Here is a 26372-nt window from a genome sequence, read left to right on the forward strand (position 1 = left end):
GCCGGCGGCCGTCGACGCCGTGTTCGCTGCGGTTCTCAAGGAGGCCGGCGCCACGCCGAACTTCCTGGGTTACTACGGCTACCCGGCCACCATTTGCGCCTCGGTGAACGAGGAAGTGGTGCACGGGATTCCGGGAAGTCGGACCCTCCAGGCCGGAGACGTGCTGAAAATCGACGGTGGCTGCATCATCGACGGGTGGCACTCGGACTCGGCCCGCACCGTGGTTCTGGGCTCGTCAACAGCCGGAACCGCCGATCCCGAGGACGAGCGCCTGTCCGAGATCACCCGCCAGGCCCTGTGGCACGGCATCGCCGCGTTCGCCACGGCCAAGTACATCGGTGACATCGGTGACGCCATCGACGACTTCGTCACCTCGCAGCCCGGGGCCCCGCTGGGCATCCTGCAGGACTACGTGGGCCACGGCATCGGCACCGCCATGCACCAGGCCCCGGACGTGCTGAACTACCGGTCCCGCCACCGTGGCCCCAAGGTCAAGCCGGGACTGTGCCTGGCGATCGAGCCCATGCTCGTCCGCGGCGGCCTGGCAACCGACGTCCTCGCGGACGACTGGACCGTGGTGACCCGTGACGGGGCCCGCGCCAGCCAGTGGGAGCACTCGGTCGCGCGGCATCGCGGCGGAATCTGGGTGTTGACCATGCCCGACGGCGGCGCGGCCGATCTCGCCCCGCTCGGCGTGGTGCCCGTCCCGATCGGCGAGTAGATCTCAGCAGTAGAGCACAGCAGTAGAGCACAGCCGTAGTGCGAGCCTGCACCGCCCGAGGCCGCGTGACGGACCGCAGCCGGGTGGCGGACCGCGGCCGGATGGTGGACCGCAGCCGGGCGGACCGCGGCCGGGTGAGGGGCCGGTGACGGGCCGGCGTCGTGCCTGGTGTTCTGGCCGGACGGGTTGCTGGACTGCGCCGGGCACGCCTGAACTCAAGGGCGCGGCTGCTGCCTCTTGCCCCTTTCCCCGACGGTTTGCCCCTTACCTGCGGCCGCTACCCCTTTCCTGCGGCTGATGCCCCTTTCTCGCGGCTGCTACTCCTTTCGCCGCGGCCGCTGCCCTTTCCCCACGGCTGGTACCCCTTTCCCTCGAGCCGGTCAACTGCGACGCGGGTGAATTTCACTTCTGTGCCCGAAGCCAGTAGTATTGCTTGCTGGTTGTCTCTGCGGTGCGCCGTGTCCTGGGGAGTTCCTTCGGAATTCCCGAGGTACCCCTGGAATGCGCCCTGGCGGTCAGCCGGAAACATCCCCGCCTGGTTTCATCCGTCCAACGGACGTGGGGTATTCGAGTCGCCTGCGACCCGGATGCACCGCCCGCGCCGACGCCTGGAGCCCGGCACAACGTAAGTGGAGGACATGGCTAAGAAGGAAGGTGTCATCGAGGTCGAGGGCACGGTCAGTGAAGCATTGCCGAACGCAATGTTCCGCGTCCGTCTCCAGAACGAGCATGTTGTTCTGGCCACGATCTCGGGAAAGATGCGTCAGCACTACATCCGAATCCTCCCCGAGGACCGGGTCGTCGTGGAACTTAGCCCGTACGACCTCAACCGGGGTCGTATCGTGTACCGCTACAAGTAAACCCATCCACCACTAAACAGCAAGCGCTGGAGGAGGAACCATGAAGGTTCAGCCGAGCGTGAAGCGGATCTGTGACAAGTGCCAGGTGGTGCGCCGTAAGGGCCGCGTCCTGGTGATCTGCGAGAACCCACGCCACAAGCAGCGCCAGGGCTGACCTCGTCTCTCGACGGGATCGTCCACGCGCAGCACCCTCAGGTCGACCGGAGCACAACCGGATGACCAGGTCCAACCGGACCAAACAGCAGCACAGCCGGAATCCGCGGATTCCCCTCTGAGTCCCTCCGGGATCCAGCAGGGGCCGAGGTGAACGGCAACCCCTGGACGCAAGGGCCGGGGACCCGAACCGCGGCAACGCCGGTCGGCGGAATGAAACTCCGGAACTTCGCCGGAACCGTCACCAGGGCACCGCAGGGAAGAGATTCCCGGGGGAGGGGACGTGCTGATGCAGACCTTTGCTTCAGAAGAACAAGGAGGACGGCCATATGGCACGTCTAGCAGGCGTCGACATCCCGCGCGAGAAGCGCGTCGTCATCGCTCTCACGTACATCTTCGGTGTGGGCCAGACCCGCTCCGAGCAGGCCATCGAGGCGACGGGCATCGACCCGAACACTCGCGTCAAGGACCTGGCAGACGAACAGCTGGTTGCACTGCGCGACTACATCGAGGCCAACTTCAAGGTGGAGGGTGACCTGCGCCGTGAGGTGGCAGCCGACATCCGCCGCAAGGTCGAGATCGGCTCCTACCAAGGCATCCGCCACCGCCGCGGCATGCCCGTCCACGGCCAGCGCACGAAGACCAACGCCCGTACCCGCAAGGGCCCGAAGAAGACTGTCGCCGGCAAGAAGAAGTAGTCACCCGGAACGGGACGGCCTCCCGCCGCCTCCCCGCTTCACGGTTGCCTCCGGCTTCTCCCCAGCAAGACAGCCACTTCCGCACAACACCAGCTTTCGTAGGAGAGACACATGCCCCCCAAGACACGTGCTGCGGTCACCCGCAAGCCTCGTCGCAAGGACAAGAAGAACATCACCGTGGGCCAGGCCCACATCAAGAGCACCTTCAACAACACCATCGTGTCCATCACGGACACCACCGGTGCTGTCATCTCGTGGGCCTCGGCCGGCGATGTGGGGTTCAAGGGCTCCCGCAAGTCCACCCCCTACGCCGCACAGATGGCTGCCGAGAAGGCAGCCAAGGCCGCTCAGGAGCACGGACTGCGCAAGGTTGACGTCTTCGTGAAGGGTCCCGGCTCCGGCCGCGAGACCGCGATCCGCTCGCTCCAGGCCGCTGGCCTCGAGGTCGGTTCCATCTCGGACGTCACCCCCTCTGCCCACAACGGTTGCCGCCCGGCCAAGCGCCGCCGCGTCTGACCTCGTACCGAGCGCACGCCCCTCGGTTGGTTCCGGACTCATCCGGCCAGCCGGGGCGTGCGCATCGGTGCACTCCTGCCCACCCCATTCGTTTCCACCCATCGTGTGCGTCATATGGCGGACGCTCGCCGAAAGGAAATGTCAGTGCTCATTGCACAGCGCCCCACGCTGACTGAAGAAGTCGTTGCCGACAACCGTTCCCGGTTCATCATCGAACCGTTGGAGCCCGGTTTCGGCTACACCCTCGGAAACTCACTTCGCCGGACCCTGTTGTCCTCCATCCCGGGCGCTGCTGTCACCAGCATCCGCGTGGATGGGGTGCTGCACGAGTTCAGCACCGTCTCCGGTGTGAAGGAAGACGTCACCGAGGTCATCCTGAACATCAAGAAGCTCTCGGTCTCCTCCGAGCACGATGAGCCCGTGGTTGCCTACCTGCGCAAGCAGGGTCCCGGCGTCGTCACCGCTGCGGACATCACGTCCCCGGCCGGTGTCGAGGTCCACAACCCGGACCTGCACATTGCCACCCTGAACGGCAAGGGCAAGTTCGACATGGAGCTCATCGTCGAGCGTGGCCGCGGCTACGTCACGGCAGCTCAGAACAAGACCGGTGACGCGGAGATCGGCCGGATCCCGGTTGACTCCATCTACTCGCCGGTCCTGAAGGTCACCTTCAAGGTCGAGGCCACCCGCGTGGAGCAGCGCACCGACTTCGATCGCCTCATCCTCGACGTCGAGACCAAGGAGTCCATGCTTCCGCGTGACGCCGTGGCCTCTGCCGGCACCACCCTGGTGGAGCTCTTCGGCCTGGCCCGTGAGCTGAACCTGGAAGCCGAAGGCATCGAGATCGGCCCGAGCCCGACGGACACCACGGTGGCCGCTGATATGGCACTGCCGATCGAGGACCTGGAAATGACCGTGCGCTCCTACAACTGCCTGAAGCGCGAGGGAATCCACACCGTTGGCGAGCTCGTTGCTCGCTCCGAGGCCGATCTCATGGACATCCGGAACTTCGGTGCCAAGTCCATCGACGAGGTCAAGGAAAAGCTGACCGAACTGGGTCTGTCCCTGAAGGACTCCCCGGCTGGCTATGACCCCTCGCTGCACTCCCAGGAGTCCGAGGAGTCCTACGGCGAGTACTGAGTCGTGAACCGGGATCGGGCTTCGGCCGGGTCGTGAGTCACTCTCTTCACTCGCTGTACCACCACCAATAGTGTCCTGATGGCCGGCAGCCGTCAGGGTCCATCTGAGGAGAAACACCAATGCCTACCCCCACTAAGGGACCGCGCCTGGGCGGCGGCCCTGCCCACGAGCGGATCATGCTGGCGAACCTGTCGGCCAACCTGTTCGAGCACAAGAAGATCACCACGACGGTGACCAAGGCCAAGCGCCTGCGTCCCTTCGCCGAGCGTCTGATCACCTTCGCCAAGAAGGGCGATCTGGCTTCGCGTCGCAAGGTCCAGGGCATCATCTCGGCCAAGAACCGCACCAACAAGACCATCGTGCACGAGCTGTTCACGGTGATCGGCCCGGCCATGGCCGAGCGCGAGGGCGGCTACACCCGGATCACCAAGATCGGCAACCGTCACGGCGACAATGCCCCGATGGCAGTCATCGAGCTCGTCATGGAGCCGGTGTCCCCGAAGCAGGCTGTGGTCAAGGAAGCCGAGAAGGCCGCCGAGACCGCTGCTCCGGCTGAGGCCCCCGTGGCTGCGGCTGAGGCACCGGCCGCCGAGGCGTCGGACGCTCCGGCTGCTGACGCCGAAGCCGCTGAAGCCCCGGCTGCTGACGCCGAAGCCGCTGAGGCTCCTGCCGCAGAGGAGAAGACCGAAGAGAAGTGATTCTCTCGGTCTGAACCGGCTGTCTGCAGAGGACTTTGCAGGCACCATCCGAACGACCCGTTCCGACGCACATCACGTGCGGAGGGACGGGTCGTTCGGTTTAAGGGGCTTAACCCGCTGAGCACACGTAGCGTTCGCAACAGCCGCTCCGTTGGACAGCGGATCGCCACTGGTCCTCCCTCCCGGTACTACCCGCCCCTCCGAGGGTCCGGCACACCCTCGGTAGGCCAGCAGGGTCACCCGGCCAGAGGACCATCCGGTCAGCCGGCCAGCCGGCCAGCCGGCCAGCCGGCCAGCCGGCCAGAGGGCCAGAGGACCATCCGGCCAGAGGGCCAGCCGGCCAGAGGGCCAGAGGACCATCCGGCCAGAGGGCCAGATGGCCAGAGGGCCAGTGGGCCAGTGGGGCAGTGGGGCAGTGGGGCAGTGGGGCACCGGGTCAGTGGGTCGGTGGGCCGGCGTGGAAGAGGAACTGAGCAGACGGGAGAGGAAGACAGAAGTGTTAGAGGAGTTGGAGGAGTTAAATGAGCCCGGAAGTCAGGAGGAAGATGGCGCCACCGTGTGCCACGGTCGCCCCAAGGACGCCGTGTCGCATCGCGATGACGGCACAGACGAGTCCTTCAAACAGGGTGAATGCGAGCAGCGGCCAACCCAGGCCAGTGAGGTTGTAGGCGAGGAACAGGTGGCCGGCGGCAAAGATCAGGGCGGAGAGCAGTGCTGCGCGCCAGCGGCCGGACCGTCCCGGCAAGTGGTCCTCTAGATGGGCCTGGAGGAATCCACGGAAGAGGACCTCCTCCACCAAATTTCCACACAGGGCGAAGATGGCCAGGAGGACCACGACGCCGGCGGCCACCGACCCGCCGCGCTGCTCCACGGGAATCACGGGACGGTCGAAGGGCGTGCCTTCCAGGAGGGGGAACCACTCGAGCAGGGTGCCGTAGAAGTACAGGGAGGGCAACGCTATCACCGCGGTGCCCACCAAGCCCACGAGTGCTGAGGCCCACCAGCGCCGCCCCGTCCACAGCACCATCCAGCGGAGGTCCCGGCAGGCGAACACGATCGCCACGACGAGTGCCAGCGATGCGACGGTCATCACCAGGAGGGCGACGGGGTCGTCAGTGAAGCGCAACCACAGGACGGGCAGCTCGAACTCGTCGGAGACCGTCGAGGTGCCGGACGGGCCCACCATGCCGAAAGTCCACAACCCGTGGGGACTCATCGCGTCGCGGACGAAGACGAACCCGAGGACCAGCATGAGGATCCGCACTCCGTGCGCCTGCCGCGGCAACAGGACCACGATGATGCCGACCATCAGCAATCCGGGCAGCACGGTCAACAGATAGGCCACCCACGGCTCAAGGTTCTCCATTCCGCCCATTCTGGACCGGGATTTAGAATGGTCCCCATGCCCACGCCGTCTGATCCCGCCCTGGTCCGTGTCCGGATGGATTTGGCCTATGACGGCACCGACTACAAGGGCTGGGCTACTCAACCGGGGCTGGCGACCGTTCAGGGCGCGCTCGAGGAGGGTCTGGCCACGATCATCCGCCGCCCCGTCCGTACTGTGGTCGCCGGTCGCACTGACGCCGGGGTGCACGCTCGTGGGCAGGTCGTGCATTTTGACCTGACCGAGGCCGAATGGGACGCGGTGACACGGAATCCAGATGCGGCCGGGCCGGCGTCGACCTTGGTGCGGCGTCTCAGCGGCGTTCTGAGCCGCGAACGGGGCGCGTTGGTGGTGACGGGGGCCTCCCTAGCGCCCGAGGGGTTCGATGCGCGGTTCTCGGCATTGTGGCGGTCCTACCGATATGCCATCAGTGACTCCTCCGAGACCCGGGATCCGCTGAACCGTCGCTCCACGTATTGGCACAAGGAACCGCTGGATGCCGAGCTGATGGACGCCGAGGCGAAGGCCGTGCTCGGTCTCCACGATTTCTTGACGTTCTGCAAGCCACGGGACGGCGCCACGACCATCCGTGAACTGCAAGACTTCGGGTTCACCCGTGACGGGCCGTCCGGACTGATCACCGTCCAACTGCAGGCGGATGCGTTCTGTCACAACATGGTCCGGGCGCTCGTGGCGGCCGTCGTGCAGGTGGGGGAGGGGCGCCATCCTGCCGGTTGGGTCAGCGAACGTCTGGAGGCCATGGTCCGTGACTCGCAGACCCGGCTCGCGCCGCCGCACGCCCTGGTCCTGGAGCACGTCGAATACCCGGACGCTGGCTCCGACCCTCGCGCTTTGGCCTCCCGTGCAGCTGGCACACGGGCACGCCGAACGGTGGCATAACTGCTGACCGTGTTCCACGGGGCTATCTCCGCCAGAAGCGATTGCGCTGGGGTTGACGCCGTGGATCCAGATAGGGGGCCGGTATGAACCATGGCCGGCCGGAGTCCATGTCGATGTCCCACGCGCCGGCGTGGACGGCGTGATGGTGGTGGTTGCAGAGCAGTACCCCGTTGTCCACTGAGGTGGGTCCGCCGTGCTCCCAATGATCGACATGGTGGACGTCGCACCATGGTGCCGGGATCCAGCAACCGGGTGCGGCGCACCCTCCATCGCGGACGGCGACTGCCTGCCGGAGCCGGGCGGGGAAAAGGCGCTGCGCCCGGCCGACGTCGAGCACCTCGCCGCTCGATCCGAGCACTACCGGAAGGATGTCCGCATCACAGGCCATGGCCCGGATTGTGGTGGGGTGAATCGGACCGGTGAAGGTCGCGGAGGACTCGAACTGGAGGAGCTCGTCTGCGGTGATCGTGCCGGCCTTCTCCAGATCGCCCAGCAAGGTGTGGAAGTCGATCAGGACTGAGACCTGGGGGCGAGTGCCACCGGTCGAGGGAAGCTGATCCGTTTCGATCATGGCCAGGCCTCCGGCGATGCACGCCATCAGCCCGTCCAGTTGCTTCTGCTGGGTAGAGCGGGGGTCGATGGCCGCGACCGCCGTCACCGAACCGTTCCCCTCGGACCGAGTCTCCGCCGTCAACAGCTGATTCACGCTCTCGCTCCCAGCGATGCCGCCTTCGCCGCCCTCCATCGGCTGGCCGCGGTAGGGCGCCCGAGGATTAGTAGCGGCGTTCGCCACTGTCAGCAGGTACTCGTTCTGTTCATCATTGACCGCGAGCAGCCACTGGTGCAGCCCATTGCGCTGCCCCTTTCGGATCAGGCCCTGTAACTGGGGCAGCGTGGCGTCATTCGGCTCGGAGCCGTCGGGGTCTACGGCTGCTTCGGCCCACTTCAGCCAGTGAGCCGCGACTTTGCGCAGTGTGCCGGGATCCACGGACTCGGCCTGCGCCACCAGGCGATCCTCGCCGTCATCGAGGAGTTCGGACACAGCCTGTGGGTCGGCCTCTACACGACGAGCCATCTGCCGGACGTTGTCCAAGGCCGTGGTGATGATGTCCACGGCGGCACGGTCCAATTTCCCCTCATGGACGACGGCGGACAATCTGGGGAGGGCGGGAGGTAAGGGCTCGCCAGACAGCGTGCGGGTAGTACGCAGGGTGGCCGCCCAGCGCGTCCGGCGCCGGGCTTCGGTGCCATCGATGCGCAAGGCGAGCTTGAGGTAATCGGTTGCATCGCGGAAGGCGGTCTTCCCTTCAGGGAGTCCCAGCAGCCGACGACGTTCTGGTGGATTGTTGAAGGCCTCCACGGTATGACCCGTCAAGGTCATCTGGGCCGTTGCAACGGAGCGCCCGACTGTCTCCAGGACCTGGTGCAGCAGCGGAAGGGTGACGGTAACTGGTTGAACGGGGATCTGCCCGGTCTGATCGGGGACAGGGGCAGGGACAGGGGGATGTATGGAGGCAGAGGCAGACGCCAAGTCCAGCTCCGCTGCCGCGTCTGAATCCTGCTCGTCTGGAAGAGAGGACAGCATGGCTCCCCAGTCTCTGCCGCCGCCGTGGTCCGGTGGGGCCATGGACGTCAGTTCACTGAAGGCTTCGGGGCTGGACAACCGATGCACCATGGCTCGCGTGGTCTCGTGCAGCAAGGCCGTCAGCTGGCCGAGGGGAAGCTCCTGCAGCGTAGGCGCGGGTCGGGGTGTTGAGCCATGCTCATCGTGGGTCCTGCACTCGCCTTCGTCCCCGTCCTGGTGTTCGAATCCGTGGGGTTGCTCGTTCTCCTCGGTCATGACCGTCCTCCTCTCCCTATCCTCGTAAGCCGCCGGTGGTGGGGCGGCTCCGGCTGGCTCTCAATTGCCTCATGGGAACATGTGTTCGAATACGTCCATTCGATCACACCCTGAGGGCGCCGGAAAGGGCTTCCGAACATCTGTGGACGACACACCGTGATCAGTCCTCTGTGGAGTAGTGGGCCGGGGTAGAGGTCTGCGCGCAACTGCAGTTCGGCCTGCGCCCTTTTCCTCGGCTTCCCCTCCGCCTCCCGTGCCCTCCGCGCCCTGCGCCTCCCGCGCCCTCCCGCCGCCTCCCACGCTTCCTGCCACCTTCGCTCCGCTTTCCGCCACCTCCTCTTCGCACGGCTTCTACCCTGATTTCCAGCTGCTTTGCCCCAGCTGCGCGGACACGGTAGTATTGACCTTCGTTGTGCGTGTCCTTTCCCGGATTCGCTGTACCCTCGGGTGGCCTGGTTGCATGGTCGCGATAGCCCAGGGCGCCGCCGGGAAGCTTTCGGACCCGGCCTCACTCCAGTCCTCACCTGGCGTACCGGCTGCGCACCGATGAACTCAGTGACTGGCCCGCGGACTCACCGCTGCGGCCCGGAAATCTGTAACCGACACCGAACACGAAGGCAAACAACGTGCGTACGTACACCCCGAAGCCCGGCGATGCCGACCGCCAGTGGCACGTCATTGACGCCACTGATGTCGTGCTGGGTCGTCTTGCCAGCCAGACCGCAACACTGCTGCGCGGAAAGCACAAGCCGACCTTCGCCCCCCACATGGACATGGGCGATTTCGTCATCATCATCAATGCCGAGAAGGTGGCCCTGACCGGCGCCAAGCTCGAGAAGAAGCGCGCCTACCGCCACTCCGGTTTCCCGGGTGGTCTCTCCTCTGTCTCCTACGCGGAGCTGCTGGAGAAGAACCCGGTGCGCGCCGTGGAGAAGGCCGTCCGCGGCATGCTCCCGAAGAACTCCCTGGCCGCTGAGCAGTTGCACAAGCTCAAGGTGTACCGCGGTGCCGAGCACCCCCACACCGCCCAGCAGCCCAAGACGTACGAAATCGGCCAGGTCGCCCAGTAACGGGTCAGCACCACCACAATCTTTCAAGGAGAACCATGACTCTCAACGAGAATGAGTCCACCGAGGAAGTGGAGCTGACCAGCTACACCTCCGAGTCCACCAATGCCCCCGAGGCTGTTGCTGTCGCTGAGCGCCCTGCGCTGACCGTCGGCGGCGGCGCTGTGGGTCGCCGCAAGCAGGCTATCGCCCGCGTGCGCCTGGTCCCGGGCTCCGGCGCCTGGACCATCAACGGCCGCAGCCTCGAGAACTACTTCCCGAACAAGCTGCACCAGCAGGAGGTCAACGACCCGTTCAAGCTCCTCGAGCTGGAGGGCGCGTATGACGTCATCGTCCGTATCACCGGCGGCGGCCCCTCGGGTCAGTCCGGTGCCGTGCGCCTCGGTGTCGCCCGTGCCCTGAACGAGATCGACCGTGAGAACAACCGCGCAGCTCTCAAGAAGGCCGGGTTCCTGACCCGCGACGCCCGCGTCGTCGAGCGCAAGAAGGCCGGTCTCAAGAAGGCCCGCAAGGCCTCGCAGTTCTCGAAGCGCTGATCTTCAGCTAGCTTCACGCCTCGCACTCTGCGGGCCGTTCCCTTTCGTCGGGGACGGCCCGCAGAGTTGTTTCCGGAAGTATGTGCGGGGCCCGAGTAGACGCTCGGTCGGACACGACGACGACGGGCCCCGTCCGGCCATGACTGCGTGCCCGGGCGCGTGGCCCAAGGTCTCGTGATGACGCCGGGCCACGCCGCACCGCCGTAGGTGGCGCCAAGACGTCAACCGGCGCGGCGGCGTCCTAGGGCTACCAGGAGCACGCCGGATGCGAGCAAGGCTGCCGCCGTGGCCGTGGACCAGAACGTCGAAACACCAGTCTCGGCGAGCGTGTCAGCCGACTCATCACCTCGGTAGGCGTCGCCATCCGTTCCGCCACCGCTCCTGGAGCCGCCTGTAGTCCCGGGCAACCACGAGTCCTCGGTGGGATCCTCGTCCGTCTTGATGTCCTCCGGCGACCATGGAACTGGCGTGGGTGTGGTGGTGGGTGTCTCTGTCGGCGTCGGCGTGGGTGTGGTTGTGGGCGTCTCTGTCGGTGTTGGCGTCGCTGTCGGCGTGGGTGTGGGTGTGGGTGTGGTGGTGGGCGTCTCCGTCGGCGTAGGCGTGGGTTCCGCGGTTTGCGCTACGGCGAACTGCTGTGCCGCATCGTTCGGGTCGCGGTGATCTGCCACCACGGACCCGTTCAGGGACAAACTCTGGTAGATGACCAGTGTCCGGCCGGCGTATACGGCCGCCTTTTCGGCGGTGAACTCGAACTGGAGCACCGCCGTGCCGTCCGAGGTGTCCGCGGTGAAGGCCGCTGCGGATTCGAGGCCGATCGGTTCGCCGTCGGGCACAGTGTGCACGGACCCGTACAGTTCGTACTCCAGGCCAGCGGTAAGGTTCGCATAGCTGATGGTGTCCGTGACCGTTCCCCCCTGCGTGGGGAGGATGTTCTCTGCCGAGCCGATGATGGCGGCGGAACTCGATATGGTGGGCACCACCTCGTCGTCCGTGGAACAAGGCAGCAGTCCCTGGAAGGTGTGCTGGTGTATCTCTCCACCCCCGGAGGTGGTGATGTCATCGGCAAACCACTGGCCGTTAGTCGTCACTCCTGAGCTGTACACCAGGTCGGCGTCCGGGGCCCAGATCGAACCCATTTCCAGCCCATCAATGGTGACGGTGCCGGTCACAGCGGAGAGGTCCAACAAGATGTAGTTGGACAGGTTCTGCTGGGCACCGGGTGCAGCGGACCACCCTTCGAAGTCCAACTGACCCAGTTCGGTGGTTCCCTCGTCCACGTGAACCACCAGAGGCGCCTCGGCTGTCGGCTGGTAGCCGTCCGCACGGTCCATCTTGATGGTCTCCCCGGCGATATCCTCGTAGTCGATCACATTGGGACGGTCGGTGGCGAAATCCTCGACGTAGACAAGGTTGCCCTCGGTGGTCACGGTCACGGTGTTGACCAGCCCGGACGCCGGGTCATACATCGACTCGAAGCACTGGTTCGTGCCGGCTATTGCGGAATCAACGTCTCCAAAGTAGGCACTGACGGTGCCCAGTTCTGTCTGCAGTTCGGCCACGTCTGAGCCCTCAGTGGGCAGCGCCTTCAGATCGAGGAAGCCGCCCTCGGTGTTCGTGGCTCGCAGGAATTCACCGCTCGTGTTCGATCCCACCCCGCCACTGCGGGATTGGCCGGTGAGGCCCGCGATGTCCACGAGCTTCGCCACGGCGTTCTCTTCGGGGGAATCGGGAGTGGTGGTTCCGCTGTCATCCCTGTTTGAGATGTCGAATGATCCGCTGCCGATGAACGACTCGGCTAGTAGCCTCACAGGTGTTCCGTCGATCCTCGGTACCGCGTAGTCCGGCACGCCGGCAGAGTCGTGCAGGAGGCCGAAACCGTTCGGGTTCCCGGAGGACGCCGTGCCGAACGCGGCTGCCGCTCCTTCGAGCTCTCCGTTGTTCAGAACAAGGTCCCCTTCGGCCAGGATGGTGAAGCCCTGATTGACCGCGAAGGGATTGAACACGACCGTCTCGGCAGCGGCCTGTTCGGCGGACCATCCCGACGCCACCAAGCCCGTCGTCAGGCCCAAGGCCGTCAATGCTGCCATTGCCCGCCTCCACCGTGGTCGGTGATTCGGGGTGTTCTGGTCGGATTCGGGCGATCTGGCCGACATCGAGTATCCCCTCACTGAGTGGTGAACAGTGTGCCTCATGTCACGAGCTTCATGCGTGTGTGCGGTTCCCCTGCACGGGTGCAGCCGAGCAAGGGTCCCGATCTTCCAGTGTGGTACCCGGCTTTCAAGCAACCTCGCCGTGACGGAACCGAACCTACTGGCCGTGTTTCAGTGCACGCCAGGTCTCGGCGCCGGCCACGCCGTCCACGGCCAGTCCGCGGGCCTTCTGATAGGCGGCGACGGCCGCCTCAGTCCGATCCCCGAACCGGCCGTCGGTGGACAGATCCACGCCGCTGGACGCCTTCAGGCCCCGCTGCAGGTACTCGACGTCCGTGCCACTGTCCCCGGAGCTCACGGTCGAGCCCGCGGCATGGTGCGTCGCAAGGGCGCCCCAGGTGCGCGGGCCGGCGATGCCGTCCACGCCGGTGCCGATCGAGGACTGGTAGTCGCGCAGGGCCTTCTCGGTCGTGGGGCCGAACACGCCGTCGGCAGCACCGGGGTCGTGGCCGATGACGTCGAGGGTGACCTGGACCCGGCGCACGGCGTCGCCTTCGTCACCGAGGCGCACGGTGGGGTAGTCGCCGGAGGGGCCCGCGCCGCCGTCGACCCCGTTGGCCAGCGCCGAGGACACCTCGTCACGCAGGGCGGACAGCTTGCCGTAGAGGGCATCCCCGCAGCACAGGGTCTGGGCGCCGGGCACATCCCGGTGCGCGATGATCCGGTCCACGTCGAGACCGTATCGCTGGCAGATGAAGGCACTGAGATGCACGAGGGAACTCCACTGCGCGTCCGTGGGGACGTCGTTCGTGTACATCCCGTCCACCTCGATGCCCACTGACTGGTCGTTGAAACCATAGGCGTGCGCGCCCTCGATGAAGCGGTTCCCGTCCACCACGGCGTCGAGCGAGCCGTGCCTGCCCTCGAGCATCTGTCCACCGCGGGCGATGGTGAACTGCTGGCCAGTGTCCGCCCAGCCGTTGGTCATGTGGTTCCGCTGGATCAGCCGGGCCACCTCCTGGGCGGCGGCATCGGAGAAGTCGTCCGAGTTCACATGCGTGGTGTGGTGGATAACCAGGTGCGTCGGCCGGCGCGTGAGGGTCGGGAGTGACCCCTTGGCGGCTGAGGCACCCCAGTCGCTCGTGGAGAGGATGCCCGGCCGGCTCACGGTGGCGGCGAACGCCGGGGTGGTGGAGGCGGAGATCGCGGTTCCGAACGCGATGACACCGCCCAGGGCGGCGGTGCCCTGCAGCAGCCGTCGTCGGGACAAGCGGGCCGGGCGGGCGGCCACGGGAGCGGATGCGGCGGCAGCCGCGGGCTCGGGGGCGAACGCCGGTGCAGGCGTGGGGATTGGTGCGGTGATGTGGTCTGTCACGTCAGGCTCCATTCACGACGGCTCGCCATCTCGCGGGGGACTGCCGGGGAAGCACGCGAGGAACGGACCGTTGGTGGTGGTCGACTTGAGACGGCGCCCCCACCGTACGCACGTGACCTGCATCAATGTCGGTAGAAACGCCGACACGGGTGCGGTCCTGCCGGCCACCAGCCATCACCACCTTGCTCCGACCCTGTCACACGGGCCACCGGTGGCTCGCACGGGGGTTGGCCCTCAGTGACACCGCGTGACGTGCTGGGCTGCGTCCGGTGACGTCGGGGCTCTCGATGTCACTGCCAGGGCCACTCCATACGACAATGGACAGATTGGCCATCACCCCAAGGAGTCCGAGCATGCTGACATCGCCTGAGCCGCGGGCTCCACGGGCTCCACGGGCTCCGCGGGCACCGCAGGCACCGCGGGGTCCGCAGACTCAGCAACCGCCCTCCACCGCCGGCCAGCTGCTGTGGCGCGCGATCCGGCGCCGCCGGACGCGCGTGGCGGGAAGCCTGACCCTGATGACGCTGTGGCAGGTGTGCGAGGCCTTCGTGCCGATCGCCATCGGGATCATCGTGGACGTGGCGATCGTCCCCCTGGACGGACGGGCGATGCTCCTGTCTTTGCTCGGGATCGCGGCGCTGTTCACCGTGCTCTCCCTGGGCTACCGCTTCGGCGCCCGGCTCGCCAACACCGCGCTGCACGAGGAGGCCCACGCGCTGCGGGTGGAGGTCGCCGAGGTGCCGCTCGCCTCCGGCGCGGTGGCATCCCGGTCCAACGCCGGCGAGATCCTCTCCCTGTCCTCGGCGGACGCGGACGTCACCGCCCAGGTGTTCCGGCAGATCGCCGGTGGCGGCTCCGCGATCATCGGCCTCGTGGCGGTCTCGGTCTACCTGCTGGTCACGGACGTGATGGTCGGCCTCGTGGTGCTGGTGGGCGTGCCGCTCAGCCTGCTGCTCGTGGCCCTGGCCTCCCGCTCCATCTCACGGCACTCCACCGCGCAGCAGGAGGCGATCGGCCTGGCCAGCCGCCGCGCCGGCGACATCCTGGCCGGTCTGCGGGTCCTCAGCGCCGGAGGCGGTGAACGCTGGGCGAGCGCGCACTACCGGGAGGCGTCGCAGCGGGCCGGGCGGGCCGGCGTCGTGACGGCCGAGCGCAGCGGGCGGTTGGAGGCGATCGGTGCCCTCGGGACCGCCCTGGTGCTGGCACTGGTCCTGGTGGTGGCCGGCCAGCGGGTGCTGTCCGGGGACCTGGCCATCGGCACGCTGATCTCCGTGGTCGGGGTGGCGGTGTTCTTCCAGGAGCCGGTGCGCACCATCACGGACATGATCGGAGCCTTCGCCCGCTCGCACGGCGCGGCCCGGCGGATCGCGGACTTCCTCACCGCGGTCCCGGCCGAGGCCACCGGTGACGAGGTGCCGGACACCGCCGGGCTGCGCATCACCGGTCTGGCACTGGCGACCCCTCCCGGGCACGACGCCGGCGCTCCGCCAGAGCGCGACGGTCAGGTTCCCCGGGATGCGGGCCTCCGGCGCGGTGACGCATCTTGGCCGGCACGGCCACCCCGGCTCAATCTGGAGGTGCCGCCGGGACGGTTCCTGGGCCTGGTGGTGGACGATCCGGCCCAGGCCGAGACCATCCTGCGGGCCGTGGACGGCCTGGGCGACCAGGCCGCAACGGTGCTGATCGGCGGGCATCCGCGCAGCCGTCTGGTGCCACGGCTGGCCGACCACCTGGTGGTGGCGCCGCACCGGGTGGACCTGTTCGCCGGCACCGTTCGCTCGAACATCACCCTGCACCATCAGACACCGGACCGTTCGCGCCCAGCCACGTACCGTCCCCAGATCACGCGTCCAGCCCTGATCACCGCGGATGGCCGGGACCTGGGCCGCGTCGACATCGATCCGGCGGTGCTGGCCGCGTCGGGCGTCGCTGAGATCATCGGCCATTTCGCGGACGGACTGGAGCACCGGGTTGACGAGGGTGGCCGCAACCTCTCCGGCGGTCAGCGCCAGCGACTGGCCCTGGCCCGCGCCCTGCACGCCGATCCGGAGATGCTCGTCCTGCATGAGCCGACCAGTGCGGTGGATGCCGTCACGGAGTTCCAGATCGCCCAGGACGTGAAGTCGCTGCGTTCCGGATCCGCCACGGCAGGCGCCGCGCCGCGCACCACCGTGGTGGTGACCTCCTCGCCGGCCTTCCTGGCCGTCGCGGACAGCGTGGTGCAGGTGCACAGGGACGGCACTACTACCACCGGAACGCACCACTCCCTGCTGGAGACGTCGGATGCCTACCAGACGGCGGTGGCCCGATGAGTGATCAGCGAGTGGACACCGCCCTGCCGTTGGCCCTTCCTCTGGCCCGGCCGGCGGAGTCTTTCCAGCTGCTCTGGCGGCATACCGGGGGCCACCGCGCGTTCGTGTGGCTGGTGGGGATCGCGGGCCTGCTGGCCGCCGTCGCCGGCCTGGTGGCACCGTGGATGATCGGCTGGCTCGTGGACGTCCTGCTGGCCGCTGGGGACTCGGGCACCAGTGGCACCGGCACCAGCATTAGCACCAGCACCAGCACCAGCACCAGCACCGGCACCAGCGACGTCGACCCGGCCGCTGCCGTGTGGTGGGCCGCAGCCGCCGTGGCTGGAGCGGGCCTCATCGCTGCCGCTTGCTCGTGGGCCGGTCAGGCGTGGCTGGCCAGGGCGGCCGAGCCCACGGTGGCGGGACTGCGAGAGGCCGTGATGGACCGGGCCCTGCGGATCGGCGCGGCTGGACGGCGCCGAGACGGGGGACCTGGTCTCCCGGGTGGCTGAGGACGCCCGCGAGGTCAGTCAGGCGGCCACCACGGTGGTACCCCTCGTGGTGCAGTCCCTGTTCACGGTCGTGGTCTCGGCCGCGGGCCTGGCTGCCGTGGACTGGAGGCTGGGGCTCGTGGGACTGCTGGCCGTCCCGATGTACTGGACCACCCTGCGCTGGTACCTGCCCCGTTCCGGACCGATATATCGGGAGGAACGGGCCGCCTTCGGCACCCGAGCCTCCCGGCTGCTCGGAGGGATCACCGGTGCCCGGACGCTGCGCGCCTACGACGCCCAGGGCCCGGAACTCGAGCGCATCCACGCCGCCTCCGCCCAGGCCCGCGATCTGTCCATCGGGGTGTTCGGGTTCCTCACCCGCGCCTTCAGCCGGAACAACCGGGCCGAGGCCGTGGTGCTCGGGGCCATCCTGGGGACCGGGTTCCTGCTCGTGTCCGCCGGATACATCACCGCCGGCGCCGTGACCACGGCGGCCCTGCTGTTCCACCGGCTGTTCAACCCGATCGGTGCGCTGGTGGGCATGTTCGACCAGGTCCAGTCCGCCGGGGCCTCCCTGGCCCGGATGGCCGGCGTCGTCTCCCTGCCGGTGCCTGAGCGCACCGCGCGGCTGCACGGCGGCACGCTGGAACTGGCCGGCATCTCCCATACGTACGACGACGGCACTCCCGCCTTGCACGAGGTCCATCTGACGATCGGGCCGGGGGAGGTGGTGGCCGTCGTCGGGACCACGGGGGCCGGCAAGTCCACGCTGGCGCAGATAGCGGCGGGGCTGGCGGCACCGACATCCGGGACGGCCCGGCTGGGCGGGATCGAGCTGGTCGAGGCCGAACCGGGCAGCCTGCGCGAACACATCACCATGGTCTCCCAGGAGGTGCACGGTTTCGCCACCACGGTGGCCGAGAACCTGCGCGTGGCCCGTCCGGAGGCCGACCGCGCGGCTCTTCAGGCGGCACTGGAGTCCGTGGGGGCCGGCTGGGCGGCGCACCTGCCGCAGGGCCTGGACACGGAGGTCGGTGAGGGTGGCTACCGTCTGGACCCGATGCAGCTGCAGATGCTGGCCCTGGCCCGGGTGGCGCTCGCCGATCCGCAACTGGTGGTGCTGGACGAGGCCACCGCGGAGGCCAGCTCGGCCGGAGCCCGCCGGCTGGACGTCGCGGCGGCCCGGGTGCTCGACGGCCGCAGCGGGCTGGTGGTGGCGCACCGGCTCAGCCAGGCCGTGGCCGCGGACCGGATCCTGGTGATGTCCGCCGGACGGATCGTGGAGTCCGGAACTCACGAGGAGTTGCGGGCGGCCGGCGGGCACTACGCCGAGCTCTCCCGCGCGTGGTTCGGCGACTGAAATAACGTCCGGTGACTGCACCAGGTGCGGCTACGACATGAACCAGCTGTTGTCGTAGTCCTCGATGTGCTGCGGATAGGGATAGGCGGTCAGGGCTTGAGTAATGACCTCGCGGAGCCATTCGACCGAAGGTGAAGGCGCGACCCGTCGGAGCGTGTGCAGGCCGACGTGTCCGGGCTCCAGGGTGAAGGGGAGGATGAACTTCCGCACCGGGCTGCGCTTGACGAACATGTCCCCGAGGAACAGCGGCACCACGCAGTACGACTCGGTGGCCGCAATGGTCTCATCCACCACCGAGTAGTTCGGCAGGGCGATGGAGGACTCGTGGTCTCCCGGTAGCCGGCCGAGTGTCTGCTCCACGTGCTGGTGACCTAAGGCCCCGGACACCACTACTCGCTGTTCCGCCGCCAGATCCGCGACCGTCGGTGCCGCCGAGAGGCGGGGGTGGGACGCAGCGCAGACCCCTACATAGGGCATATCCATCAGATGGTCGCGGACCACGACGTCCGGCGAGAATGACGGCACGGCGATAGCCCCGTCGATCTCATTGCGGCGCAGCTGGTCCTCCAGCTGGGCGACGTCCAGCAGTGTCACCTCGATCTTGGCCAGCGGTGCCTGCTCCTGGATGGCCTTGACCACGAATGAGAAGAGGGCCATCAGGGCCAGGTCGGTCATCATCAAGCGGAACGTGCGGGTGGTCTCAGCGGCCCGGAATTCTGTGGCGCTCTGCACCACCGAGTCCATCAACTGGATGGCCTGAATCATCCGTGGGTACAGAGATTCGGCCACGGGAGTGGGCTCCAAACCTGCGCGGTTGCGCAGGAACAGGGGATCTGCGAAGAGTTTCCGCAGCTTGCCCAGGGCATAACTGACGGAGGGCTGGCTGAGGTACAGCACGTGCGCGGCCTGGGTGACGCTGCGGGTCTCGTAGACGACCACGAAGGTCCGCAACAGGTTCATGTCGTATGACTCCGTCGTGTCCATGGTCCTCCAAGTCAAGCCTCTGTATAGATGTTTCCGATATTGTGTTTGGTTCTTTTGATTGGCTTGATAGTCCCTCCGATCCTACCGTTGTTCCCAGAGTGCTCTTCATCACACCAAACCGGCTCCAACCCCCACGGAGCCCTGTTCTCCGAGGTGACATCATGGGTCTTAACCTTCGTTCTGAGCGCCGCTCCATAGTCCTCTGGTCTAGTGCGGCCGCCGCCGTCCTCGCCCTGTCCTTGACCGCCTGCGGCGGGGGTTCGCCCTCCGGCGACGCTACGGCGACCGGGGCGGCGGACGACACCGGCGCCTCGGGTGAGGTGCAGAAGGTCACCGTGGGCGTCATGCCCCTGGTGGACCTGGCACCGCTCCACCTGGCTGTCGACCAGGGCATCTTCGAGAAGCACGGTCTGGAGCTGGAGCTCCAGACCGCCCAGGGCGGCGCCGCCATCATTCCCGCCGTCACGAGCGGCCAGGCTGACTTCGGCTTCAGCAATCCCACCAGCCTGTTGATCGCAGCTTCCAAAGGGCTGGACATCAAAGTGATCGCCCCCGGCGGCTCCAGCACCGGGGACGAAGCGACAGACTACGGCGCTACCGTGGTCTTGCCGGACTCGGATTTCGAGTCCGCCGCTGACCTCGAAGGCCACACCGTGGCGGTGAACACTCTGAACAACATCTCGGACTCCACGGTCAAGGAAGCGGTCCGCCAGGACGGTGGAGACCCTTCCGCGGTCGAATTCGTGGAGATGCCCTTTCCGAACATGGTCGCGGCCGTGGAGCAGGGAACCGTTGACGCGGCCTTCCTCGTGGAGCCTTTCCTGACCATGGGTCTGGCGGAATCGATGAAACCGGTCTTCTGGAACTGGATGGAGGTATCCCCGGACCTGATGGCTTCCGCCTACTTCACCACCGGGGCCCTGGCCGAGGAAGACCCGGAGCTGGTCGCCGCGTTCCACGCCGCGATGGCCGAATCCGCGGACTACGCCGAGTCTCACCCGGAGGAGACGCGCTCCATCCTCGACACCTATACCTCGATTCCCCCGGAGACCGCGGCGGAGCTTCGGTTGCCGCGCTGGGCCGACGACATCAATGCCGACTCGCTCGAACGGCTGATCGAGATCAGCACCGAAGACGGACTGCTGGACGGGGGGCTCTCCGTCGAGGACGTCGTCCTGCCGGACGCCCTCTGACCTTCCGCCCCGGCCGGAGGCAGCCGAGGTTCCGGCCGGCGTCGGAACATCTCGAGCCCAACACCGCAGACCACCACAAACCGAGGAGAGAATCAGATGGCCTATACCGTTCAGGACATGCGCCAAGGGCCCGAGGGCTACGCCTGGAGCCGCTTCGGATTGCCCGAGTACACCGATTGGATGGACGAGAGCCTGTCATGGAAGAAGTCCTGCTACATCGGCGACTGGTCCTTCCTCTGGCAGCACCGCTTCACCGGTCCGGACGCCCTGAAGCTGATCGCGGACTTCACCGTCAACAGCTTCGAGACGTTCGAGATAGGGCAGTCCAAGCACGCCATCCACACGAACAAGGACGGCAAGGTCATCCACGAGGGAGTGCTGACCAAGTTCGGCGAAGAGGACTTCATGGTCCACGGCCGCGGTGGCTACTGGTTGTCCTTCAACTTGAGACACGGTGACTATGACGCCCAGGTCACCCGCGACGACTGGTTCATGTACCAGGTCTCAGGGCCGAGGGCGATCAAGGTGCTGGAGTCGCTCACCGATGCCGAGGTGCTGCTGAGTGCGAAGTTCATGCACGCCGTGCCAGTGCGGATTGCTGGTCATGACATCTTCGCCCTGCGCCAGGGGATGGCTGGTGAGCTTGGATTCGAGCTGCAGGGGCCGAAGGAGTTCGGCGAGGACGTCTATCAGGCCGTCCTGGAGGCCGGGCGGGAGCACCACATTCGCAAGATGGGTGGGCGCATCGCGATGATCAATCACCTCGAGGCTTCCTACCCGACTATTGCCAGCGACTACATTCCGGCCATCTTCGATGAGGACATGGCCGACTACATGGACTATTTCCTGACCTCCATGCCCTCCTTCGCCCAGCCCGCCTACATCGCCGGCAGCTTCGAGGGACGGGACCCCTCGGAGTACTACCGCAGCCCCGTCGAACTTGGGTGGGCCAAGGTGGTCACCACCCGGCGTTCGGACTACCTCGGCGCCGGGGCCCTCGCCGCGGAGAAGTCGAATCCGCGTCGCGTGCTGCGCACCCTGGAGTGGAACGCCGAGGACGTGGCCGCGGTGCAAAACTCCCTGCTTGGGGAGGGCGAACACTATGACTTCATGGAGATGCCCCGTGACCAGCGCGGATACATGTGGTGTGACCGGATCGAGGTGGACGGGGCTCTCGTGGGGACCGCGACCTCCCGCGGCTACAGTTACTTCTTCCGCAAGATGCTGTCTCTGGCGACCGTGAACGTGGAACATGCGGAGATCGGCACGCGCGTCAGCGTGATCTGGGGTGCCCCCGGTCATCCGCAGAAACCGATCCGCGCCGTGGTGCGGCCTGCCCCCTACAAGGAGGATCGATCACGAGGCGAGCTGCGGACCGCCTCCTGAGCCTGGGCCATCACACTGGGCGGGCAGAACGGGAACGGTCCGTTCTGCCCGGACGGTTGTTTTCGTCAGGTGAGTCAGGATCAGGAGCCCTCGGCCCGGCCGATCTTCCAGTACCCCATGAACGAGACACACTTCCGATCGATGCCCAGGCCCTTGACCAGGTGGCGGCGCAGCCCGGTGATAGTGCCGGCCTCACCGGCCAGCCACGCGTACCAGTGGCCATGCGGGGTTTCCGGGGGAACCTCCCACAGGGTGGCTTCCGCATCGGCCGCCTCTGCTTCAGTCTCGCCCACGACGCCGGCCGTGCCAGCAGCAGTGTCGGTTCCGGTCCCAGCGGCGCCCAGGCCCGTGGCAGCGGCGCCGGCCACCTCCGCACCGAACTCGCGGCCCCAGGCCTGCACGGCCTCGGTCACGGCCCGGCCATGCGGGCGGTCACCGCGGGCCAGCCAGTTCAGCTGCACCCCGGTGGGGGTGGACACGGGCAGGATGTCCCCGGCGTCCGGCACCTCGATGAACACGTGCCCGCTGAAGCTCGCGTCGAGGGTCTCCAGGATGGCGCAGATCGCGGGGGCGGCTGTCTCGTCGCCCACCATCAGCACCGTGCGTGCCGAGCCCGGGTCCCACTCGATGCCCCCACTGCGGCCGCGGCCGCCCGTCTCAGAGCGCTCATCCGGCCCCAGGATCACCATCTCGTCCCCGACGGCGGCACCCAGCGCCCAGGCCGATGCGGGCCCGGCGGTGCCATGCAGCACGAAGTCCACGTCGATCTCGCGGACCTCCGGTCGGACCGCGCGCACGGTGTAGGTGCGCATCGCGTTGCGCTCGCCGTCCGGCAGCTCACGCCAACGGGTGTACCACTCCATCATCGCGGGCGCGGGCTCGGCGAACAGTCCCACGTCCGGCAGGGTGCCGTCCGCCCGGGGCAGCATGAGTTTGATGCGCTGATCGAGTCCGCCGGTGCCGAAGAACCGCAGGTCGTCGTCGGCGAAGGTGAACCGGACGAAGTGCCCGCCGAGTCGGCTGATCCGCGTCACCCGGGTCCGGTAAGCACGGGTCGAAGGGTACGTCTGCGTCGCGGTCGCGGTCATGGTCTGCTTTCCGTAGGGATCGAGGCGGAGGCCTCCGCGTGTCTGACGATCATAGGTTAGGCACGCCTAATTAATCTACGGAATCATGCCGTATTGTGCAACGAGCACCCTCGGGATCGGGCATTGCTCGCCGGGCCCCAGCCTGAGGCCGTCGGCTCCCGCTCACTGCCCGTTCAGCGTCAGCGCGGCCACCAGCAGGGCGAGATGGCTCAGGGCCTGCGGCATGTTGCCCAGGAACGCATCGTCCGCCGGGTCGATCATCTCGGTGTACAGGCCGACGTCGTTGGCCACGGCGAGCATCGCGTCCATCTGCTCCCGGGCCTCGGCCCGCCGGCCGACCAGGGCCAGGGCCGCCGCGCACCAGAAACCGCACGCCGTGAAGGTCCCCTCCTCCGCGGCCATCCCGCTGTACCGGTACAGCAACGGCCCGCGGCCCAGCTCCTCGCGCAGGGCATCGATGGTGGAGGACATCCGCGGTCCCGCGTCGAACCCGCTGATCGTGTGCAGCAGCACGGAGGCATCCAGCTCATCGCTCCCGCGGTACCAGACGTAGCTACCGCGCTCCTCGGACCAGCCATTCTCCTCGATCCACGCCCGGATCCGGCCGCGCTCCTCCCGCCACCGGTCCTCCGTCCCGGGCAGGTGGCCCCGCTCGGCGAGGGTGATGGCCCGGTCCAGGGCCACCCAGCAGCCCATCTTCGAACTGGTGTAGTGCCGGTGCTCGGGCAGTTCCCACATGCCGGCATCCGGGCGGATCCAGAGGTCGCACACCGCGTCCGCCAGCCCGGACAGCATCCGGGCCGTCTCGGCGTCCAGCACGTTGCCGCCGTCCACGTACAGGGTCGCCATGTCGAAGATGTCCCCGTACACGCCGAGCTGCAACTGATCGGCCGCGTCGTTGCCGGCCACCACGGGACCGATGCCGCGCCAGCCGGGCACCTCCAGCTCCGTGGTGCAGGCCTCCGGGACGTGTCCGTTGAGCCGGTTCAGCACGTGCAACCGGGGCTGCTGCTGCCGTGCCAGTCTCAGCAGCCAGGAGACGGCGGCGTGCACGTCCTCCTGCTCGTCCAGCCTCAGGAGCGCGTGCAGCGAGTAGGTGGCGTCACGGATCCAGGCGAAGCGGTAGTCGTAGTTCTTGGTGCCCTCCCGGTTCTCCGGCAGGGAGGTGGTGGCCGCTGCCGCGATCGATCCGGACGGGCTGTGGCCGAGCAGCTTCAGCACCAGCGCGCTGCGGCGTACCTCGTCCTGGTAGGGACCGTCATACTCCAGCAGATCCGTCCAGCGCCGCCACAGGTCCACGCTGAGGTCCACGTTGCGGCGGATCGCGGGCGTCTGCGGCAGCCGCAGCGGCTCCGCCGCGGTCCCTACGACGGCCAGCAGGTGCTCGGTCCCCTCACCGGAGGTGAACCGTCCGGCGATGGTCTGCGGGCCGGCGTCGTGCGCTCCGATGTCCTCGCCGCGCACGGCGAGGGAAACCTCGCCCACGCGGATCACCGGACCCTGGTCGGTCTGCTGCACCCACGGGGAGGCGGTGTTCAGCATGGTCCCCGGGACCACGCGCCACCGCATCGGGACCTGGCCGTCGAGGCCCTCCACGCAGCGTGCGAGCTCCGTCCAGGGCAGGGCGCCGGTGGAGCCCATGTTCACTGAATCGGTGACCCGCACGGTGCCCACCGGGGTGCGGTAGGTCGTGCTGAGCACGTTGGTGCCGGGGACGTACTGCCGGTGGGTGTGCAGGTCGGTGGCGACGTCCACGCCCGCGGCGGTGAGCGCCTCCTGGTCCGGGTGGAGCTCGATGCAGCCACCGTGGTCCGCGTCCAGCAGCCGGGCGAACACCGGGGCGGAGTCCAGGTCCGGCACGGGGAACCAGTCCACGGAGCCGTCATGTGCCACCAGGGCCACGGTCCGGCCGTTGCCGATCGCGGCATAGGAGCGCAGATCCACATAGCCGTCACGGCGGGCCTCCAGATTCATGCGCCCGCTCGCAGCATCCTCACTCACAGCCTCCCCAATCGCAGCTTTCCCGCTCACAGCATCGGCGAGCCGCCCGTGACGGCCACGCGCGCCCCGGAGACGTAGCTGCCGTCGTCGCTGGCCAGCATCACGTAGACCGGGGCCAGCTCCGCCGGCTGGCCGGTGCGGCCGAGCGGCACCTGCTGACCGAAGTCCTCCACCTGATCCTCCGGCAGGGTGGACGGGATCAGCGGCGTCCAGATCGGGCCGGGGGCCACCGAGTTCACGCGGATGCCCTTCGGGCCGAGCAGCTGCGCCAGGGAGGCGGAGAAGTTCGCGATGGCCGACTTGGTCGCCGCATAGGGCGCGAGGGTCGGGCTGGGGGAGTCCGCGTTCACCGAGGAGGTGCCGATGATGGAGGCGCCCGGCTTCAGGTGCGGCAGCGCGGCCTTGGCCAGAGAGAAGTAGTGGCCCACGTTGAGCCGGAACGTGTGGTCGAACTCCTCGTCCGAGATGTCCTCGAGGTTTTCATGGCTCATCTGGAACGCGGCGTTCGCCACCAGCACGTCCAGCCGGCCGAACTCGTCGATGGTCCGCTGCACCACGCTGCGGCAGTGGGCCGGATCGGAGAGGTCGCCGGGGATCAGTACGGCGCGGCGTCCGGCCTCCTCGACATACCGGGCGGTGTCCTGCGCGTCCTCGTCCTCATTGAGGTAGGCGATCACCACGTCCGCACCCTCCCGGGCGAAGGCGATGGACACGGCGCGGCCGATCCCGCTGTCCCCGCCGGTGATGATGGCGGCCCTGCCCTGAAGCTTGCCGGAACCCCGGTAGCTGGTCTCACCGCAGTCCGGCAGAGGAGTCATTTGCGACTGCACACCCGGGGGCTGCTGTTGCTGCGCGGGGATGTGCTCCGGGAAGCGGTCGGCGTTCGTCTCAGGTGCTGGAGTCATGGTGGTCTCCCGTCGTCGATCACGTGCCGCCCACTGTAGCGAGCACTCCGGACGCCCACCACCGGTCACGGCCGTCCTACCGACGGACGATCGGCACCGCCGGGTCCCGGTGGTCCGAGGGGGCGGGAACGCCGGTCGCGGCCGATGAGGCCGGGGAGTCAGGGGTTCGGCGCAACGGTCTCGGCCATCGCCGCGGTCCCGCCCACCGCCGCAGGGCCGCCGGAGTCTCCAGCAGCCAGGTGCCCCGGGCGGCCCGGCCCAGCAGCAGCCCCACGCCGATCGCGGTGAGGGCCACGGCCACCACGGTCCACGCCGCCCAGGGGGCTGCGAGCAGGGGTGACCCGGTCAGGTAGAGCACGCAGGTCAGGGTGACCACGATCGTGGTGTGGGAGAGGTATACCTCCAGGGTGTGCCGGCCCAGGAACGCCAGCGCGCGGGCCGCCGGGCGCATCCGCTGCAGGGACACCGCGAGGGCGATCCCGCCGAGCACCCCGCAGACCTGCCCGAGGAACACCACGCCCGGTTGGTTCCGCTGGTCCTCGAGCAGCCCGAGCCAGGCGAAGGCCACGAGCCAGCCGAGCGCGACGCCGGTGAGCGCCACGGCGGCCGCGGCGGCCAGTGTCATGACACGGATC

General features: G+C 67.7%; 24 protein-coding genes. 15 read left to right on the top strand and 9 right to left on the bottom strand.

The annotated features are described in order from the left end of the window. The 7 genes from map to rplQ all read left to right on the top strand — a co-directional run. Positions 1-721, top strand: a 721-nt coding sequence (gene map / locus RUH65_RS09055; RefSeq protein WP_313817042.1) for a type I methionyl aminopeptidase, incomplete at its 5' end; no start/stop codon positions are given. Positions 722-1359: 638 nt separating this feature from the next. Beyond that, positions 1360-1581 carry a translation initiation factor IF-1 gene (gene infA, locus RUH65_RS09060; RefSeq protein WP_010080397.1) on the top strand — a complete coding sequence of 74 codons (222 nt, stop codon included), beginning with the start codon at positions 1360-1362 and terminating at the stop codon, positions 1579-1581. 40 nt (positions 1582-1621) lie between these two features. Further along, positions 1622-1735 (top strand): 50S ribosomal protein L36, encoded by a 114-nt coding sequence (rpmJ, locus tag RUH65_RS09065; RefSeq protein WP_010145295.1) that lies wholly within the window; start codon positions 1622-1624, stop codon positions 1733-1735. A gap of 328 nt (positions 1736-2063) precedes the next feature. Beyond that, the gene (rpsM, locus tag RUH65_RS09070; RefSeq protein ID WP_115931873.1) at positions 2064-2432 is read left to right on the top strand and encodes a 30S ribosomal protein S13; all 369 of its coding nucleotides are present in this window, start codon (positions 2064-2066) and stop codon (positions 2430-2432) included. 111 nt (positions 2433-2543) lie between these two features. Next, positions 2544-2948, top strand: coding sequence for a 30S ribosomal protein S11 (gene rpsK, locus RUH65_RS09075; RefSeq protein ID WP_115931872.1), 405 nt, complete (start codon positions 2544-2546; stop codon positions 2946-2948). 144 nt (positions 2949-3092) lie between these two features. Further along, positions 3093-4088 (top strand): DNA-directed RNA polymerase subunit alpha, encoded by a 996-nt coding sequence (locus tag RUH65_RS09080; protein ID WP_115931871.1) that lies wholly within the window; start codon positions 3093-3095, stop codon positions 4086-4088. A gap of 119 nt (positions 4089-4207) precedes the next feature. Continuing rightward, a complete protein-coding gene (rplQ, locus tag RUH65_RS09085; RefSeq protein ID WP_313817043.1) occupies positions 4208-4786 on the top strand; it encodes a 50S ribosomal protein L17 in 579 nt (192 codons plus the stop codon). A 517-nt stretch (positions 4787-5303) separates the two neighbouring features. Here rplQ and RUH65_RS09090 read toward each other — a convergent pair. After that, on the bottom strand, positions 5304-6152 hold the full coding sequence (locus RUH65_RS09090; RefSeq protein ID WP_313817044.1) for a CPBP family intramembrane glutamic endopeptidase: 849 nt from the start codon (positions 6150-6152) through the stop codon (positions 5304-5306). A gap of 27 nt (positions 6153-6179) precedes the next feature. Between RUH65_RS09090 and truA the strand changes: the two genes are divergently transcribed. Then, positions 6180-7070: a tRNA pseudouridine(38-40) synthase TruA gene (truA, locus tag RUH65_RS09095; protein WP_396179921.1), complete on the top strand. Its 891-nt coding sequence runs from the start codon at positions 6180-6182 to the stop codon at positions 7068-7070. A gap of 22 nt (positions 7071-7092) precedes the next feature. Here truA and RUH65_RS09100 read toward each other — a convergent pair whose 3' ends face one another. Continuing rightward, a complete protein-coding gene (locus tag RUH65_RS09100; RefSeq protein WP_313817046.1) occupies positions 7093-8910 on the bottom strand; it encodes a DUF222 domain-containing protein in 1818 nt (605 codons plus the stop codon). A 626-nt stretch (positions 8911-9536) separates the two neighbouring features. Here RUH65_RS09100 and rplM point away from each other — a divergent pair. Together rplM and rpsI are read left to right on the top strand one after the other, a co-directional pair. Further along, entirely contained in the window at positions 9537-9980 is a 444-nt protein-coding gene (gene rplM / locus RUH65_RS09105) for a 50S ribosomal protein L13 (RefSeq protein ID WP_115931866.1), read from the top strand. 35 nt (positions 9981-10015) lie between these two features. After that, entirely contained in the window at positions 10016-10513 is a 498-nt protein-coding gene (gene rpsI / locus RUH65_RS09110; RefSeq protein ID WP_313817047.1) for a 30S ribosomal protein S9, read from the top strand. 221 nt (positions 10514-10734) lie between these two features. Here rpsI and RUH65_RS09115 read toward each other — a convergent pair whose 3' ends face one another. Further along, the gene (locus RUH65_RS09115) at positions 10735-12600 is read right to left on the bottom strand and encodes a collagen-binding domain-containing protein (protein WP_313817048.1); all 1866 of its coding nucleotides are present in this window, start codon (positions 12598-12600) and stop codon (positions 10735-10737) included. A gap of 220 nt (positions 12601-12820) precedes the next feature. Continuing rightward, positions 12821-14038 (bottom strand): N-acetylmuramoyl-L-alanine amidase, encoded by a 1218-nt coding sequence (locus RUH65_RS09120; RefSeq protein ID WP_313817050.1) that lies wholly within the window; start codon positions 14036-14038, stop codon positions 12821-12823. 353 nt (positions 14039-14391) lie between these two features. On the opposite strand from RUH65_RS09120, the gene RUH65_RS09125 reads away from it, so the two are divergent. From RUH65_RS09125 to RUH65_RS09135, 3 genes are read left to right on the top strand one after another with little or no spacing between them, the layout of a single operon-like run. Beyond that, positions 14392-16350 carry an ABC transporter ATP-binding protein gene (locus tag RUH65_RS09125; protein WP_313817051.1) on the top strand — a complete coding sequence of 653 codons (1959 nt, stop codon included), beginning with the start codon at positions 14392-14394 and terminating at the stop codon, positions 16348-16350. Next, positions 16347-16841 carry a hypothetical protein gene (locus tag RUH65_RS09130; protein ID WP_313817052.1) on the top strand — a complete coding sequence of 165 codons (495 nt, stop codon included), beginning with the start codon at positions 16347-16349 and terminating at the stop codon, positions 16839-16841. The genes RUH65_RS09125 and RUH65_RS09130 overlap by 4 nt, the downstream gene beginning before the upstream one ends. Further along, a complete protein-coding gene (locus RUH65_RS09135; RefSeq protein ID WP_313817053.1) occupies positions 16834-18180 on the top strand; it encodes an ABC transporter ATP-binding protein in 1347 nt (448 codons plus the stop codon). The genes RUH65_RS09130 and RUH65_RS09135 overlap by 8 nt, the downstream gene beginning before the upstream one ends. A gap of 30 nt (positions 18181-18210) precedes the next feature. Here RUH65_RS09135 and RUH65_RS09140 read toward each other — a convergent pair whose 3' ends face one another. Next, a complete protein-coding gene (locus RUH65_RS09140) occupies positions 18211-19164 on the bottom strand; it encodes a LysR family transcriptional regulator (RefSeq protein WP_313817054.1) in 954 nt (317 codons plus the stop codon). Positions 19165-19325: 161 nt separating this feature from the next. Between RUH65_RS09140 and RUH65_RS09145 the strand changes: the two genes are divergently transcribed. Further along, on the top strand, positions 19326-20357 hold the full coding sequence (locus RUH65_RS09145; protein ID WP_313817056.1) for an ABC transporter substrate-binding protein: 1032 nt from the start codon (positions 19326-19328) through the stop codon (positions 20355-20357). A 96-nt stretch (positions 20358-20453) separates the two neighbouring features. Next, a complete protein-coding gene (locus tag RUH65_RS09150; RefSeq protein WP_313817058.1) occupies positions 20454-21743 on the top strand; it encodes a hypothetical protein in 1290 nt (429 codons plus the stop codon). Between the two features lie 80 nt (positions 21744-21823). On the opposite strand, the gene RUH65_RS09155 is transcribed toward RUH65_RS09150, so the two are convergent. From RUH65_RS09155 to RUH65_RS09170, 4 genes are all read right to left on the bottom strand, one after another. Continuing rightward, positions 21824-22831 (bottom strand): siderophore-interacting protein, encoded by a 1008-nt coding sequence (locus RUH65_RS09155; RefSeq protein WP_313817059.1) that lies wholly within the window; start codon positions 22829-22831, stop codon positions 21824-21826. 162 nt (positions 22832-22993) lie between these two features. Continuing rightward, positions 22994-24805 (bottom strand): glycoside hydrolase family 15 protein, encoded by a 1812-nt coding sequence (locus tag RUH65_RS09160; RefSeq protein ID WP_313817061.1) that lies wholly within the window; start codon positions 24803-24805, stop codon positions 22994-22996. A 53-nt stretch (positions 24806-24858) separates the two neighbouring features. Continuing rightward, entirely contained in the window at positions 24859-25737 is an 879-nt protein-coding gene (locus tag RUH65_RS09165) for an SDR family oxidoreductase (RefSeq protein ID WP_313817060.1), read from the bottom strand. A 76-nt stretch (positions 25738-25813) separates the two neighbouring features. After that, positions 25814-26372, bottom strand: a 559-nt coding sequence (locus RUH65_RS09170) for an acyltransferase family protein (protein ID WP_396179927.1), incomplete at its 5' end; no start/stop codon positions are given.

Source organism: Citricoccus sp. (assembly GCF_032154715.1).
In the GTDB taxonomy this organism is placed as follows: domain Bacteria; phylum Actinomycetota; class Actinomycetes; order Actinomycetales; family Micrococcaceae; genus Citricoccus.

Coding starts and splice junctions, on each gene's coding strand:
- infA (WP_010080397.1), top strand. CDS start 1,360: ATGGCTAAGAAGGAAGGTGTCATCGAGGTCGAGGGCACGGTCAGTGAA.
- rpmJ (WP_010145295.1), top strand. CDS start 1,622: ATGAAGGTTCAGCCGAGCGTGAAGCGGATCTGTGACAAGTGCCAGGTG.
- rpsM (WP_115931873.1), top strand. CDS start 2,064: ATGGCACGTCTAGCAGGCGTCGACATCCCGCGCGAGAAGCGCGTCGTC.
- rpsK (WP_115931872.1), top strand. CDS start 2,544: ATGCCCCCCAAGACACGTGCTGCGGTCACCCGCAAGCCTCGTCGCAAG.
- rplQ (WP_313817043.1), top strand. CDS start 4,208: ATGCCTACCCCCACTAAGGGACCGCGCCTGGGCGGCGGCCCTGCCCAC.
- RUH65_RS09090 (WP_313817044.1), bottom strand. CDS start 6,152: ATGGAGAACCTTGAGCCGTGGGTGGCCTATCTGTTGACCGTGCTGCCC.
- truA (WP_396179921.1), top strand. CDS start 6,180: ATGGTCCCCATGCCCACGCCGTCTGATCCCGCCCTGGTCCGTGTCCGG.
- RUH65_RS09100 (WP_313817046.1), bottom strand. CDS start 8,910: ATGACCGAGGAGAACGAGCAACCCCACGGATTCGAACACCAGGACGGG.
- rpsI (WP_313817047.1), top strand. CDS start 10,016: ATGACTCTCAACGAGAATGAGTCCACCGAGGAAGTGGAGCTGACCAGC.
- RUH65_RS09115 (WP_313817048.1), bottom strand. CDS start 12,600: ATGGCAGCATTGACGGCCTTGGGCCTGACGACGGGCTTGGTGGCGTCG.
- RUH65_RS09125 (WP_313817051.1), top strand. CDS start 14,392: ATGCTGACATCGCCTGAGCCGCGGGCTCCACGGGCTCCACGGGCTCCG.
- RUH65_RS09130 (WP_313817052.1), top strand. CDS start 16,347: ATGAGTGATCAGCGAGTGGACACCGCCCTGCCGTTGGCCCTTCCTCTG.
- RUH65_RS09140 (WP_313817054.1), bottom strand. CDS start 19,164: ATGGACACGACGGAGTCATACGACATGAACCTGTTGCGGACCTTCGTG.
- RUH65_RS09145 (WP_313817056.1), top strand. CDS start 19,326: ATGGGTCTTAACCTTCGTTCTGAGCGCCGCTCCATAGTCCTCTGGTCT.
- RUH65_RS09150 (WP_313817058.1), top strand. CDS start 20,454: ATGGCCTATACCGTTCAGGACATGCGCCAAGGGCCCGAGGGCTACGCC.
- RUH65_RS09155 (WP_313817059.1), bottom strand. CDS start 22,831: ATGACCGCGACCGCGACGCAGACGTACCCTTCGACCCGTGCTTACCGG.
- RUH65_RS09160 (WP_313817061.1), bottom strand. CDS start 24,805: ATGAATCTGGAGGCCCGCCGTGACGGCTATGTGGATCTGCGCTCCTAT.
- RUH65_RS09165 (WP_313817060.1), bottom strand. CDS start 25,737: ATGACTCCAGCACCTGAGACGAACGCCGACCGCTTCCCGGAGCACATC.